The organism is Methanomethylovorans sp. (assembly GCF_041305605.1).
GTDB lineage: Archaea > Halobacteriota > Methanosarcinia > Methanosarcinales > Methanosarcinaceae > Methanomethylovorans.
In genome coordinates this window covers 22,921-35,424 of record NZ_JBFYLB010000050.1, presented here as the reverse complement: position 1 = coordinate 35,424, position 12,504 = coordinate 22,921, and the positions used below count along the sequence as shown (strand labels likewise).

The 12,504-nt window shown below is 44.8% G+C and carries 16 protein-coding genes; 10 read left to right on the top strand and 6 right to left on the bottom strand.

Annotated elements, in window-relative coordinates:
* The first annotated feature begins 47 nt into the window (after window positions 1–47).
* The 3 genes from crcB to ACCM36_RS03500 are packed head-to-tail and all read left to right on the top strand — an operon-like array spanning window position 48 to window position 1,133.
* Complete coding sequence (gene crcB, locus ACCM36_RS03510; protein ID WP_370572348.1) at window positions 48–422, top strand: fluoride efflux transporter CrcB; 375 nt, start codon at window positions 48–50, stop codon at window positions 420–422.
* Window position 423: 1 nt separating this feature from the next.
* On the top strand, window positions 424–783 hold the full coding sequence (locus ACCM36_RS03505; RefSeq protein ID WP_370572347.1) for a CrcB family protein: 360 nt from the start codon (window positions 424–426) through the stop codon (window positions 781–783).
* A 23-nt stretch (window positions 784–806) separates the two neighbouring features.
* Entirely contained in the window at window positions 807–1,133 is a 327-nt protein-coding gene (locus tag ACCM36_RS03500) for a DUF190 domain-containing protein (RefSeq protein ID WP_370572346.1), read from the top strand.
* A 17-nt stretch (window positions 1,134–1,150) separates the two neighbouring features.
* On the opposite strand, the gene ACCM36_RS03495 is transcribed toward ACCM36_RS03500, so the two are convergent.
* From ACCM36_RS03495 to ACCM36_RS03485, 3 genes are all read right to left on the bottom strand, one after another.
* Window positions 1,151–1,411, bottom strand: coding sequence for a YhbY family RNA-binding protein (locus ACCM36_RS03495; protein ID WP_370572345.1), 261 nt, complete (start codon window positions 1,409–1,411; stop codon window positions 1,151–1,153).
* Between the two features lie 105 nt (window positions 1,412–1,516).
* The gene (locus ACCM36_RS03490; protein ID WP_370572344.1) at window positions 1,517–2,218 is read right to left on the bottom strand and encodes an RAD55 family ATPase; all 702 of its coding nucleotides are present in this window, start codon (window positions 2,216–2,218) and stop codon (window positions 1,517–1,519) included.
* Window positions 2,219–2,335: 117 nt separating this feature from the next.
* Window positions 2,336–2,881, bottom strand: coding sequence for a molybdenum cofactor biosynthesis protein B (locus tag ACCM36_RS03485; protein WP_370572343.1), 546 nt, complete (start codon window positions 2,879–2,881; stop codon window positions 2,336–2,338).
* A 218-nt stretch (window positions 2,882–3,099) separates the two neighbouring features.
* On the opposite strand from ACCM36_RS03485, the gene ACCM36_RS03480 reads away from it, so the two are divergent.
* The 6 genes from ACCM36_RS03480 to ACCM36_RS03455 all read left to right on the top strand — a co-directional run bounded on the left by ACCM36_RS03480 (window position 3,100) and on the right by ACCM36_RS03455 (window position 9,255).
* Window positions 3,100–3,618, top strand: a complete 519-nt coding sequence (locus ACCM36_RS03480) for a 50S ribosomal protein L16 (protein ID WP_370572342.1) — start codon at window positions 3,100–3,102, stop codon at window positions 3,616–3,618.
* A gap of 32 nt (window positions 3,619–3,650) precedes the next feature.
* Window positions 3,651–4,259: a translation initiation factor IF-2 subunit beta gene (locus ACCM36_RS03475; RefSeq protein ID WP_370572341.1), complete on the top strand. Its 609-nt coding sequence runs from the start codon at window positions 3,651–3,653 to the stop codon at window positions 4,257–4,259.
* Window positions 4,260–4,343: 84 nt separating this feature from the next.
* The gene (locus ACCM36_RS03470; protein ID WP_370572340.1) at window positions 4,344–5,132 is read left to right on the top strand and encodes an ATPase domain-containing protein; all 789 of its coding nucleotides are present in this window, start codon (window positions 4,344–4,346) and stop codon (window positions 5,130–5,132) included.
* Complete coding sequence (locus ACCM36_RS03465; protein ID WP_370572339.1) at window positions 5,119–6,327, top strand: radical SAM/SPASM domain-containing protein; 1,209 nt, start codon at window positions 5,119–5,121, stop codon at window positions 6,325–6,327. Before ACCM36_RS03470 ends, ACCM36_RS03465 begins: the two co-directional genes overlap by 14 nt.
* Window positions 6,328–6,447: 120 nt before the next feature.
* Entirely contained in the window at window positions 6,448–7,746 is a 1,299-nt protein-coding gene (locus ACCM36_RS03460) for a tryptophan--tRNA ligase (protein WP_370572338.1), read from the top strand.
* Window positions 7,747–7,776: 30 nt separating this feature from the next.
* The gene (locus tag ACCM36_RS03455) at window positions 7,777–9,255 is read left to right on the top strand and encodes a phenylalanine--tRNA ligase subunit alpha (RefSeq protein WP_370572337.1); all 1,479 of its coding nucleotides are present in this window, start codon (window positions 7,777–7,779) and stop codon (window positions 9,253–9,255) included.
* Window positions 9,256–9,294: 39 nt separating this feature from the next.
* Here the strand turns inward: ACCM36_RS03455 and ACCM36_RS03450 are convergent, their stop codons facing one another.
* The 3 genes from ACCM36_RS03450 to larE are packed head-to-tail and all read right to left on the bottom strand — an operon-like array spanning window position 9,295 to window position 11,060.
* Window positions 9,295–9,828, bottom strand: a complete 534-nt coding sequence (locus tag ACCM36_RS03450) for a DUF531 domain-containing protein (protein ID WP_370572336.1) — start codon at window positions 9,826–9,828, stop codon at window positions 9,295–9,297.
* On the bottom strand, window positions 9,797–10,273 hold the full coding sequence (locus ACCM36_RS03445; protein ID WP_370572335.1) for a GNAT family N-acetyltransferase: 477 nt from the start codon (window positions 10,271–10,273) through the stop codon (window positions 9,797–9,799). The genes ACCM36_RS03450 and ACCM36_RS03445 overlap by 32 nt, the downstream gene beginning before the upstream one ends.
* On the bottom strand, window positions 10,254–11,060 hold the full coding sequence (gene larE / locus ACCM36_RS03440) for an ATP-dependent sacrificial sulfur transferase LarE (protein ID WP_370572334.1): 807 nt from the start codon (window positions 11,058–11,060) through the stop codon (window positions 10,254–10,256). The genes ACCM36_RS03445 and larE overlap by 20 nt, the downstream gene beginning before the upstream one ends.
* A gap of 100 nt (window positions 11,061–11,160) precedes the next feature.
* Here larE and glmM point away from each other — a divergent pair, with 100 nt between their 5' ends.
* On the top strand, window positions 11,161–12,501 hold the full coding sequence (gene glmM, locus ACCM36_RS03435) for a phosphoglucosamine mutase (RefSeq protein WP_370572333.1): 1,341 nt from the start codon (window positions 11,161–11,163) through the stop codon (window positions 12,499–12,501).
* The last annotated feature ends 3 nt before the right edge of the window (window positions 12,502–12,504 follow it).

Sequence of the window (12,504 nt, the reverse complement as noted above, 5' to 3'; positions counted from 1 at the left end):
ATCGAATAGTCATCGAATAGTGACCGAGCAGTAACTGAGTATTAAGAATGTCCGGAGACTGGGATGTTAAGGATCTCCTTGCAATTGGCTGCGGGGGATTTCTGGGTGCAGTGGCCAGGTTCATGTTCGCACAGAGCCTGACCTCTGTTCCGGGCACTCTGGCGGTTAATGTCCTGGGTAGTTTTTGCCTGGGGTTACTTATGTATCACAGTGAGTATCTGGGTTATGTCCCCACAAGGACCCGCCTTTTTACAGGTATAGGCTTTTTGGGCTCGTTCACAACTTTCTCGAGCTTTGCCGTGTATGCTTTCCAGATGAGTTTTGTAGCTTCTCTGATCTTCATTTGTGCCAATATAGTGCCCGGTCTGTTTGGAGTTCTCCTGGGGCGGGCCTGTATGATCTATCTCGGAAGGAGGCGGTAGCATGTCATACTCGGCGGTACTACTTGTGGGCATCGGAGGTACTATAGGTGCAATTTTGCGCTACCTTGTAGGTGGCGCTGTGCCAAGGTTATCTGTGATCCCTACAGGCACTCTCACGGTGAACGTCATCGGAAGTTTCATACTCTCCTGTCTGACATTCTCAGGAGCCAATGGTGGGATCTTATATTTAGTGAACATCGGCATACTGGGTTCCTTTACCACTTTCTCTACTTTCTCGTACGAGAGTTTTCGCCTGCTGGAAGAGAACGAACTAAGTTACTTTATCCTCAATATAGGGCTCAACTTGTTCATGTGCCTTGCATCTGTGAAAGCAGGGCAGTTGCTGGTAAACTTAATCTAATAAGGGGCCGATAGGAGAATATAATGAGACATGTGATCCTTAGGATATACCTGAGCGAAAAGGATTCGTATCATGGAAAGGCTGCTTACCATGCAGTGATCGAGTTCTTTAAAAAAGCAGGCATTGCAGGAGCAACAGTACATCACTGCATAGAAGGTTATGGCGTGGATCACATAATCCATACGGCAAATGTGCTCCGGCTTGGCGCAGACCTGCCCATAATAGTGCAGGCAGTAGACGCGGAAGATAAGATCCGGGCGATAATCCCGGAGTTACGGCAGATGCTCCCGCGTGAACTTATGATCCTGCAGGAAGTGGAGGTAATACCTCCTTCACAGATTCAGAAATAGTCTTGTCATTGGTCTTGTTATTTGTACAGTACCACACTGTTGCCTCTGATCTCTATTACCTGAGAGCCGGTGGCTTGTGCAAGTTCTTCAGCTATCGCTGTTGTATCTTTTTCTTCCCGGGAGCTTTTCAGCAGTTTCATTTTTATCATGCGGTTGGCTTTAAGATGCTTCCTGATCTCTTCCACTACCGGGGCAGTGACCCCGTTCTTGCCAATATTTATAATTGGCTTCAATTGTGAGGCTTCTGCTTTTAGTTCGTATAACTTATCTTTGTCCATAGCTATCCTCAACTCTTTTCATGTTCAAATAATCTATGATATAAAAGGGCATTATTATTGTCAAGGGCATATCAGCAGATAGGAGTCGGTTTTTTGGCAGGCCCTTCACTTGCATTCTCTGAGTTTCAGGTGGTTGCCTTCGATCTCATATTCGAACCAAGGGGTTGGTTTTGGAGTTAGTCCTACCACGCGTATGCAGTGATGCTCTCCACTTGCACGGATCTCGATCATCCCATCAAAAAGCTGCTGAAGGGTTGTTATAGTTTGCTGATCGTGCATTCCATCCTCTACAACATATATTCCCAACCCATTTGCTGCTTTCACTCTTCCGGTAAAGACATGAAGGAATTTGAATACCGTTTGTAGGTTAGAATACATCAGAATCGTTGAAAGGGAGTTGATACAAAGCCTGTTCTGAGGTATCCTTTTCTTCATAACGAAGTCCTCAAAGAATTGACTGATCTTTACTCCGATCCCTGTCAGGTCTACAGGACTTGATGCACGTTTTATCCTTTCTGTTTCAGGAGCTCCCATTCCAAGCGTCTTAGTAACGCAATCAACTACACCTATGTTAGCTTCAGAGATATTTATTCCATTGCGGTCGAACCATTCAAAGAACCTTTCCCCTGGCTCCCGGGTCGATACAATTATGGAAGAATTGCCATTCATAAGGCCACTGTAAACTATCAGGTTAAGAAGTTCATCTTTAGAACTCATAGGAGGACCTATCATCATGATATTCGTTCCCTCCCTGATATTACCAAGGATCTCATCCAGCTCTTTGATGCCTAATGAATATCCTGTCATGCACAACCTTCTGAGAGATTATATTTATTATTTACCATTAGTTTCTATACACTTAGCGAATTGTCGCGATCTATAATATCTTTACTGGTATATAACAGGTATTATAGAAAGTTAATTTTATACTGTTCTTCCAAGATGTTTTAAAATATGGCCTGCTTCGGGCAGGATCACTTCGGAAAATGCAAGTTTTACTGCATTTGGTGATCCCGGAAGACAAAATATCACTTTGTTCTTCACTATTCCGGCACAAGCCCTTGTAAGGACCACAGAACTGCCTATTTGCCCGATACTAAGATATCTGAAATATTCGCCAAAACCTTGTATTTCCTTATGGAACAGAGGAGATATAGCTTCTATGGTCACATCGTCGGGACTTAACCCGGTGCCCCCACTGGTCACTATTACATCCACCTCTTCATTTATCGATCGGGAAATTAAATTCCGGATGATGTTGACCTCATCTGGGACCAATGAGTAGGACACCACTTCGTTTCCAACATCCTTCACCATACTAAACATCAGGTCTCCGGATAAGTCTTCAGCTTCATGTGGATATCTTACGGAACCATATTTACTGAACCGTGATGTTGAGACGGTTATGAGTGCAAATCGTATATTTCCTTTTATATTTTGTTTGTGGGATAGCGGGGTTGAGGATTGCATACGCAGTGTTTATATCAGAATAATCTATATGAACCGCTCGATACTCAGCAAGATCTGGTACTGAGGAATAAGGCTTATAAACCCCAAGGTAGTAAAGAAAGAGCCTCTACTCTAAGTAATTTACCAGAGGACTCAACAGATTCAAATACCTACATTATCTATAAGGAGCCAGATTCTATTCTGGGAACTTATTCATAACTTTAAAGGAGATTTTATTCATGGTAAGAAAGCCAGCAAGTATGTACAGGAACGTCAGACAACGTTCATTCACCCGCAGGAAATACATGGGTGGTGTTCCGGGAAGCCAGGTCATCCACTATGACATGGGTAGCAAAAGTGAGGATTTCCCCGTAAAACTCTCCCTTATTTCCAAAGAAAGATGTCAGATCAGACACACTGCTCTTGAAGCTGCCCGTATCACTGCTAACAGGGCTATCATGGCTGCAGCCGGACGTACAGGCTTCCACCTGAAGCTAAGGGTGTATCCTCATGAGGTTCTAAGAGAGAATAAGCAGGCAACAGGCGCAGGTGCAGACCGTGTATCAAGCGGTATGAGAGGTGCCTACGGAAAGAATGTGGGAACTGCTGCCAGGGTATCTGCGGGACAGAAGATCTTTACAATATCCGTGAACAAAGAGAATTATATTATCGCTAAAGATGCGCTTAGGCGCGCAGGTCAGAAACTCCCCACACCTGTGAGGATAGTAATTGACCAGGGACTGGAACTTGTACAGTAAATCTTTATACCGGTGTTCCTGAGGTATTATACATGGATAGCTATGAAAAGTTGCTTGACCGCGCGTTGGCCGATCTGCCTGATATGGAAACCACTGGTGAACGATTTGTGGTCCCCGAACCCCGGGTATTGGTGGAAGGAAAAACTACCATCCTGGACAATTTTAGCAACATAGCAGATGTATTTAACAGGGACCCGGACCACTTGATGAAATATCTGACCAGGGAACTCGGTACCGCAGGCAAGATAGAAGGAAGCAGGGCAGTATTTCAGGGACGTTTCACTAAAGATATGTTGAAATCCAACATAGATGCCTATGTTGAAGAATACGTCATCTGTTCTGAATGTGGTCGTCCTGACACACAGCTTGTAAAAGTGGATCGGGTACTAATGCTCAGGTGTTCTGCATGTGGTGGCCACAGGCCAGTTAAAAAGAGACGTGTTGTAGCTCAGGCCCCGAAAGATGAGATCGAAGAAGGAAAGGAATATGAACTGATGATCGATTCGGTCGGTTCAAAAGGTGATGGGATAGCTAAGTTATCCAAATACACCATATTCGTTCCTAACACCTCCAAAGGGCAAACTGTTAAAGCCAGGATCAAGAGGATCAGTGGTAATCTGGCTTTTGCAGAGAGGGTTTAAAGGGCAATATACAGGCGTACAGGAATAGTAGATTATATAACATGGAATATAATTTACTATCCAATACTGCTTGAAGGTCCTTTTATGAGAGTGCCTACGGGAATACCTGGTTTTGATGAACTGATCGAAGGCGGCTTTATCGAAGATGATGTAATTCTGCTTACCGGAGGGCCGGGGGCAGGCAAATCAACTTTTGGAATACAGTATCTTTACGAGGGTGTCACCAGATACAATGAGCCGGGTGTCTATGTCACCTTCGACGAATCTCCTGCCAGAATTATGCGCAACATGTGGAGGCATAACTGGGATCTTGAAAGGCTTATCAAGGAGAATAAGCTCCGGATCATCAGGACCGATCCACTTAGGTATAGCAGGTATATAAAGCGATTAAATACTGATGAAAAAGTGGACGCTGAGGAGAAGACCCTTGAAAGTGTCCTTGCTCAGATCTATCATAATGTGCAGCAAATAGGTGCAAAGCGCCTGTTCATCGATTCTATTACGACCCTAAAGCTTTCTCGAGATCCGGTTAGTGTCAGATTCATTTTATTGGAATTTATAAAAAGTATAGAGGGCCTTTACTGCACAACCCTTATCTCAAGTGAAAATAAATATGGGCCAGATACTTTTAATGTGGAGGAGTATCTTGCAGAGGGTGTAATCTCTCTTAATGTATCACGGATCGGAAGTGAAAGAGTACGTTCCATAGAGATCCTTAAGATGAGAGGGGTCAAACATGACGAATCCATTCATCCGTATAGGATTACGGATGCCGGGATTGTTGTTGATTCTCATGAATCTCTCCTAGGTCAGAAAGCAGATGTTTTCCGCAGTACTCCTCAAAAAAAGGAGAATATCGATGAATTCCGCTGAATACCCCATAGAAGGTCCTGAAACTGATATCACTCTTGTATCTATACCAGGACTTACAATCAAATTACATAAGAACGATGCATTTCTCAAACTTGAAGCGAAAGGGGGGCTTAAAAGGGCCTGTACGCCTTTTCTGGACATGATCAATTCTCGCCTGAAGGAGGAAAAACCCGCTCTTGTAACGGAGGACTATATTGTTGCTTCCACCTGGCTTCCACCTATTCCGGGCAAAGTTTTTAACAGGTTGTTGCTTGCCGAGATTCAGACAGCACTTGGAAGATATGTGCCCGAGACCGTATCTTTTGAGATCACACGCAAATGTAAATGTCAGTGTGCGCATTGTGTGATAAGCGGTGGAGAAGGTGAACTTGACACTTCCACCGTAAAAAAAGTCATCGATGAAGCACTGGATATGGGGGCTTTCATCATCACTTTTACAGAAGGAGACCCTATGCTGCGGGAAGATATATTCGAGCTTATCGAATATGTTGACAAAGAGCGTGCAATCGTCAATATGTATACTCCGGGTACTGAAATGACTCCCGAAGCTGCAAGAAGGCTGAAAGAAGCCGGGTTGTATAATCTCCTGGTAAGTATCTATTCCACGGAACCACAAAAACATGATGAGGTCCGCAGGCTTGAAGGTGCTTTTGAAAAGGCCACCTCTTCTATAAAAATGGGACTTGAGGCCGGGTTGCTGGTCACAATGTGTACTCATGTTTCTCCCCGAAACATCGACGAACTGCCTGCAATGTATGAAATGGCAACATCTTTGGGAGTTCATGAATTCTCGTTGTGGGAAAGTATCCCAAAGAAACCGGAAGATCCGATACTTTCCGATCTGCAGCGTAAACAGATCCTTGACATGTATCAGCGTATCAACTCCACAAAGGGTGGTCCGCGTATATTCGCAAATACATATTTTGAAGGCCGTATGCTTGGATGCATGGCTGGCCAGCGCTGGATTCATTTATGCGTTGAAGGCTCTGTGAAACCATGTCCTTACATTCCGTTCAGTTATGGTAATGTTCGTGAAGAGTCTCTTAAGAATATCTGGAAAAGAATACGTAAAAGTTCATATTACAGAGGAGAGCGTTATACCTGTAAAATGCATGAACCTGTATTCCTTGAACTGGTAAGAAATATACCCCAGGGTGAGTCTGTACCATACGATTTCAGGTTGCTGGAAAAATAATCTCTGATGATTTCCATCCACAATAAGAAGATTTACATATAACCACGTGTTTCTACTATTGCCTGGTAGCCAGCGGCATACATAATATTGATATCAACATAAACAGGACCTAGATCCCTCATGAATGTAAAACTCGATCCATGGAGCTCAACGAACATCGTAGATTATTCCAAATTATTTGAGGAATTTGGTATAATGCCGTTTGATGGCTTATATCCCCGCATAGAAGATCCTCACAGGTTAATGCGCAGAAAAGTGATCTTCGGCCATCGCAGTTATGAGCATGTGCTTGATGCAATGCAGAATAAAGAACCATTCGCTGTAATGAGCGGGTTCATGCCCTCCGGGCGCATACATCTTGGACACAAGATGGTTATGGAGGAGATAATATGGCATCAGCAGAAAGGTGCTGATGCGTTTGTAGGAATAGCTGACCGCGAAGCTCATTCCGTAAGAGGCATATCATGGGAGAAATGCAGGGATACGGGCATCAATGAGTATATAGTGAGCCTAATTGCCCTGGGTTTTGAACCTCATGGACACATTTATTTCCAGTCCACTTCGGATAACGTAAAAAACCTGTCTTTCGAGCTTGGATCAAAAGCAAACTTTTCAGAACTAAGTGCTATTTATGGATTCACTGGTGAGACAAGTGTTTCTCACATGGTAAGTGCAGTAACGCAGAGCGCTGATATTCTTCATCCGCAACTTGAGGAGTACGGTGGGCCAAAACCAACTGTCATCCCTGTAGGTGCTGACCAGGACCCGCATATCCGTCTTACTCGTGGGCTTGGTCATAAGATGAACATGTTCAAAATAGAAGGCAGGGAAGATAAAGACGGTAAACACTATTTCAGTATACGGAGCAAAGCAGCTCCGGAAGGAGCACTGGAAGAACTGCATGATATCATTCCCGGCAACACAAAACTTTTTGAAGGCCATCTGGATGTTCTTGGCGCTGACAACTTTGAGCAATTGCTAAAGACAGTTAGGGAAGTTGAGATTAGTTATGGCGGATATGCATTTGTTCCGCCTGCAGCTACCTATCATCGTTTCATGTCCGGCCTGCAGGGAGGGAAGATGTCGAGTAGTATCCCTGAAAGCCATATAGCTCTTCTTGATGATCCCAAGGAAGGGGCAAAAAAGGTAAAACGTGCAAAGACCGGAGGCCGTATGAGCCTTGAGGAGCAAAAGAAACTGGGCGGGGAACCTGAAAAATGCTCCGTGTTCGAGCTTTTGCTCTTCCATCTCATGGAAGATGACAAGGAGCTTTTGCAGATACGTGAGGAATGTGTCACAGGGCAGAGAACCTGTGGCAGTTGTAAGAACCTGGCTGCTGAAAGGATGGAGAAGTTCCTGAAGGATCATCAGGAGAAAAGAGAGCTTGCCAGGGAAAGACTTGATGAATACTGCTTATGAATTCGATAATCATTTTGGTCAGGTGTGACAATGAATCACCAGTATAATCTTACCATTAACGAGAAAGTTGTTCTGATGAGTCTGGGGAAGCAAGGTAATTTAACCCCTGCAGAACTTGCGCAGATGTCCGGACTTAAGGTCGAGACTGTTATCCAGTCTGCCTTTATGTTACAGGAAAAAGGCCTTGCCGATGTGTTGGAACAGGTTCTAGAGACCTATAACCTTACTTCCGAAGGTGAAGAGTATGCGAGGTGTGGTCTTCCAGAAAGACAAATGATCGCACTCCTGTCTGGACCAACTTCCCTGGAAGAGCTGAAAGGGAAGGTATCACCTAAAATGGTGGGTATTGCTACAGGATGGCTTCGCCGCAAAGGATGGGCCAACATAGAGCAGGGAAATGTGATCCCGTCAGGAAAAGCAGATATCGGTGATGATGAAAAAGCCCTTGCAAATTTAAGCAATGGCAAGATTACGCTTGAGGAGCTGGGAGTGAACAATACTACTCTTCAGGATCTCATGAAACGCAAACTTGTGAACCGAAATGAAGAGAAGTTAAGGTCAGTTGTTCTGACTCCAGCTGGCCAGGAGCTTGTGCGTGAGGGTATATCCCTGGAGGAAGAGGTTGCCCAGCTTACTTCCGAGATGCTCAAGAGCGGGGAATGGAAGGAGAAAAAGTTCAGGCCTTATAAAATTCATACTCTTCCGCGAGCTGTTTACGGAGCAAAGATCCATCCCTATCAGCGTCTCATTGACCAGATGCGCCAGATCTTCCTGGAAATGGGCTTTACCGAAATAAAAGGTGACATTGTTCAGAGCTCGTTCTGGAACTTCGATGCCCTTTTCCAGCCCCAGGATCATCCTGCCCGGGAGATGCAGGATACTTTCCACCTTGAAGGAACTTCGGAACTTCCTGAAAAATACAAAGACAAGGTGTGTGCCATGCATGAGCATGGAGGGGACCTTGAATCACGGGGATGGGGTGGAAAGTGGAGCGAAGAGATCGCCTGCAAGAATGTCCTTAGGACTCATACCACTGCTGTAACCATCAAATACCTTGCTGATAATCCGGAACCTCCGATCAAGGCATTTTCCATTGACAGGGCATACCGCAGGGAAACCATCGATCCAACTCACACTCCGGAATTCGAGCAACTGGAAGGTGTGGTAATGGATAAGGATATGACATTTGCCAATCTGCTGGGTCTGCTTTCAGAGTTCTATCACAGAATGGGTTTCAAGGATGTACGCTTCAGGCCAGGCTACTTCCCATACACTGAACCCAGTGTGGAACCAGAGGTCTACGTTGAGGGGCTTGGCTGGGTCGAGCTTGGAGGTGCAGGCGTGTTCAGAAAGGAAGTTACTGATCCCCTTGGTATCAAGTGCCCGGTGCTTGCCTGGGGTCTGGGAGTAAGCCGTCTGGCAATGCTTAAACTGGACCTTAAAGACCTGCGTGAATTATATCAGTCCGATATCGACTGGCTTCGCAAGACTCCTTCTCCGAGGCTCTAAGAGCCTCGTATTTCTATTATTTTTTAATATAACTTATGCCTAAAATTTTTGTTTAGTATGCACTATGCCCATGATATATGCAGGGATACAGCCGATGGCTGTGCAGGTTTCAAGCGAAATTCCGGCTGAGGTTATATCAAGGTGGAGGGGGGCCTGTTCGAACATTTCTTTTGGAAGGCCTTTCCTGCCAAGGCCAACAAGCAGAAGATATGAACTTTTTCGGAGTATGCCGTTCGCTATATCCTCAGGAGTTATGGCACGCTTCTTTTCGGGTTTAGAGGTTGTTACAACTGCTGTTCCGAACTGGGGCTGAAAGCCTTTTTTAGGCAGATCGAAAACAAAGAAATGGCCTTTATCATGCAGCAACCGGAGGTATTTACCCGACTCTCCTATGGTGGTCTTGTCGATAACATATTCCACAAGCTCTTCAGCAGTCATATTGAAAGGGAAATCGTATAGTGCAAGTCGAAATCCGAACGCATGGCAGATGGGAGCTGCCCTGGCGATGGCACGGTAGTGAGCATCAAGTACTTTGATCTTTTCATAGGTGTTGATTATTCCCATTGTCAGCATATTCTTCTCTCCGCAGTTCCAGGCACATAACAGCTTGCTTGCAGGTGTTAAACCTGTCGCAACCAGCGCAATCGGTCCACAATTCTTTTTTGATATCGTTTCCCAGGGTAACAAACCCAACCTTTTCAAAGAATCCGGGGGCTGTAGTACGTACGTATATGCGCTCATGACCTTTGCACAAAGTAGAACCAAGCTCCTTTACCAGCAAAGCACCTATGCCTTTTCCCCTGTAATTAGGATGTACGGCAATAGTATGTAGTTCGGGACATTCGGTTTCCTTGAAGCAGGCGATGCCAATGATCTTGTTTTCCAATGTTGCCACAACAAAATCACTGTATTCTAATCCATCAGTATCCAGAAAGTAGGTAGATGCAATGCATTTGACATCCTCTATGTCCCGTGCTGTTGCAAATCGGGTGCTAACATCATTTATTAATAACTTCATCCAGGCTTCCGCTCCTGAAACCTTCCAGGTCCAAGGCTACATAATGAAACCCAAGCCTTTTAAGTTCATTCATTATCTCATCTTTTCTTTTCAGAACATTTGGAAAATCCGGGATAGTTACTTCTATCCTGGCAATATCTCCATGATCTCTTACTCTGAATTGGGTAAATCCCAGAGTAGATAAGTATTCTTCTGCAGATTTAACTCTTGCAATACCTTCACTTGTGATCTTCTTCCCATAGGGAATACGTGATGCCATACATGGTGAAGACGGTTTTCTAGCAACCAATAATCCCATATTTTCTGCCATTTGCCTGATCTCTTCTCTAGTCACTGAGAACTGGAGAAAAGGAGACATCACCTGCTTCGCCATTTCTGCAACAGCCTTCATACCAGGGCGACGTCCCTGCATCTCCGTGATATTCGTACCCTCGGTCACAATTTCGTATCCTTCTTCACCAGCCACCTCTAATAGAAGTCCAAGGATCGATCTCTTGCAGTGATAGCACCTGTCAGGAGAATTATCTACAAATCCGGGTACGGTAAACTCATCAAAATCCACAATCTTGTGCTTGATCCCTATTTCTCTGGCAACATCTTTTGCTATTTGCAGTTCTCCTGCCGGCAGAGAGTGCATGTTAATGGTGACTGCCAGCGCATTATCTCCCAATGCTTCATAGGCAAGGGCTGCAAGAGTGGAACTGTCCACTCCTCCCGAGAATGCCACTACTACACTGCTTTTTGAAGAAAGTGTCTCCTTTATCTGTTGCATTTTATCTAGGAACATCTGTATTTGTCTATCTCAGAAGATGTATATCTACACCTCGCAGACCACTAAAGATAAAATAGTGAGATGTCATAATAATAACAGTTACCGGTGATAAACAATGAAACTTTTTGGAACAAATGGAGTAAGAGGAATAGCTAATGCGTATATGACGCCCCAAATGGTAATGGATGTTGTGAGAAGCCTGGGCACTTTCATGGGCAATAAAGGCACCGTTGCCATAGGCAGGGATACTCGTATTTCCGGTGACATGCTGAAATCTGCTGCAATTGCAGGTGCTTTGTCATCCGGACTTACAGTAATAGATGTAGGTGTTGGCCCTACTCCTTCCATACAGTACTATGTACGCGATCATGCAGATGCAGGAATAGTTATCACTGCATCTCATAATCCAAGGGAATACAATGGTATTAAGTTAATAGCCGGCGATGGTACTGAGATGTCAAGGGATGATGAGGGAGCTATTGAAAACATATATTTCTCCAGGGAATTCAAACCCGCCGCCTGGCAGTACACGGGAGACCTCAGGCATGACATCAATGCCAATGAGCATTATATAAAAGGTATCATCAATGCTATAGATGCAGATGTTATAAGGCAGAAAAAGTTTAAAGTTGTAACAGACACCGGATGCGGGGCAGGTTCCCTTACTTTACCCTTCTTGTTGCGCCGTTTGGGATGTGAAGTAATTACTATCAATGCACAGACAGATGGCACATTCCCTTCACGTAATCCTGAACCCACTCCGGATGCTCTCGCGGATCTTGCGAACCTTGTCATTAAGGAAGGAGCGCAGATGGGAGTGGCCCATGATGGTGATGCAGACCGTGCTGTGTTCTTCGATGAGAATGGCAAATTCATCGATGAAGAGGTTTTGCTCGCAATGATGACAAAATACGTGTTGCAGCAAAAGAAAGGAGTCGTTGTAACACCTGTGAGCTCTTCCCAGAGAATGCTGGATGTTACAAAAGAGGCTGGCGTGGATCTTATATGGACTGCCGTAGGTTCCATCAACGTTGCACGCAAGATGATGGAAGTAGGAGCTGTGTTCGGTGGAGAAGGCAATGGGGGACTCATTTTCCCGGAGCATCAGTATTGCAGGGATGGCGCTATGTCATGCGCAAAGCTGCTTGAGATCATGGCAGACGGAAAGAAGCTTTCTGAAATGGCAAAGAGCGTACCTGCATATTTCAATTCCAAAACAAAGGTCGAATGCCACGATCCAAAAAGTATCATGGAAAAGGTGAAGGCAGAGGTCACCACCGGGCGCATGAAAGTTGATACCACGGATGGTGTAAAGATCTGGTATGAGGATGGATGGATACTGATCAGGCCTTCTGGTACAGAACCCATCATACGCATATTTGCGGAGTCCAGAACAAAAGAACGAGCTGCGGAACTCATGAATGATGGAGTTCAACTAGTGGAAAAATATGCATAAGCT

What these genes read in the sequence shown, in the direction of transcription:
- ACCM36_RS03480 (WP_370572342.1), top strand. Translation starts at nt 3,100, where the DNA reads ATGGTAAGAAAGCCAGCAAGTATGTACAGGAACGTCAGACAACGTTCA.
- ACCM36_RS03475 (WP_370572341.1), top strand. Translation starts at nt 3,651, where the DNA reads ATGGATAGCTATGAAAAGTTGCTTGACCGCGCGTTGGCCGATCTGCCT.
- ACCM36_RS03505 (WP_370572347.1), top strand. Translation starts at nt 424, where the DNA reads ATGTCATACTCGGCGGTACTACTTGTGGGCATCGGAGGTACTATAGGT.
- ACCM36_RS03490 (WP_370572344.1), bottom strand. Translation starts at nt 2,218, where the DNA reads ATGACAGGATATTCATTAGGCATCAAAGAGCTGGATGAGATCCTTGGT.
- larE (WP_370572334.1), bottom strand. Translation starts at nt 11,060, where the DNA reads ATGTTCCTAGATAAAATGCAACAGATAAAGGAGACACTTTCTTCAAAA.
- ACCM36_RS03500 (WP_370572346.1), top strand. Translation starts at nt 807, where the DNA reads ATGAGACATGTGATCCTTAGGATATACCTGAGCGAAAAGGATTCGTAT.
- ACCM36_RS03445 (WP_370572335.1), bottom strand. Translation starts at nt 10,273, where the DNA reads ATGAAGTTATTAATAAATGATGTTAGCACCCGATTTGCAACAGCACGG.
- ACCM36_RS03465 (WP_370572339.1), top strand. Translation starts at nt 5,119, where the DNA reads ATGAATTCCGCTGAATACCCCATAGAAGGTCCTGAAACTGATATCACT.
- ACCM36_RS03455 (WP_370572337.1), top strand. Translation starts at nt 7,777, where the DNA reads ATGAATCACCAGTATAATCTTACCATTAACGAGAAAGTTGTTCTGATG.
- ACCM36_RS03450 (WP_370572336.1), bottom strand. Translation starts at nt 9,828, where the DNA reads ATGCTGACAATGGGAATAATCAACACCTATGAAAAGATCAAAGTACTT.
- ACCM36_RS03470 (WP_370572340.1), top strand. Translation starts at nt 4,344, where the DNA reads ATGAGAGTGCCTACGGGAATACCTGGTTTTGATGAACTGATCGAAGGC.
- ACCM36_RS03460 (WP_370572338.1), top strand. Translation starts at nt 6,448, where the DNA reads ATGAATGTAAAACTCGATCCATGGAGCTCAACGAACATCGTAGATTAT.
- ACCM36_RS03485 (WP_370572343.1), bottom strand. Translation starts at nt 2,881, where the DNA reads ATGCAATCCTCAACCCCGCTATCCCACAAACAAAATATAAAAGGAAAT.
- glmM (WP_370572333.1), top strand. Translation starts at nt 11,161, where the DNA reads ATGAAACTTTTTGGAACAAATGGAGTAAGAGGAATAGCTAATGCGTAT.
- crcB (WP_370572348.1), top strand. Translation starts at nt 48, where the DNA reads ATGTCCGGAGACTGGGATGTTAAGGATCTCCTTGCAATTGGCTGCGGG.
- ACCM36_RS03495 (WP_370572345.1), bottom strand. Translation starts at nt 1,411, where the DNA reads ATGGACAAAGATAAGTTATACGAACTAAAAGCAGAAGCCTCACAATTG.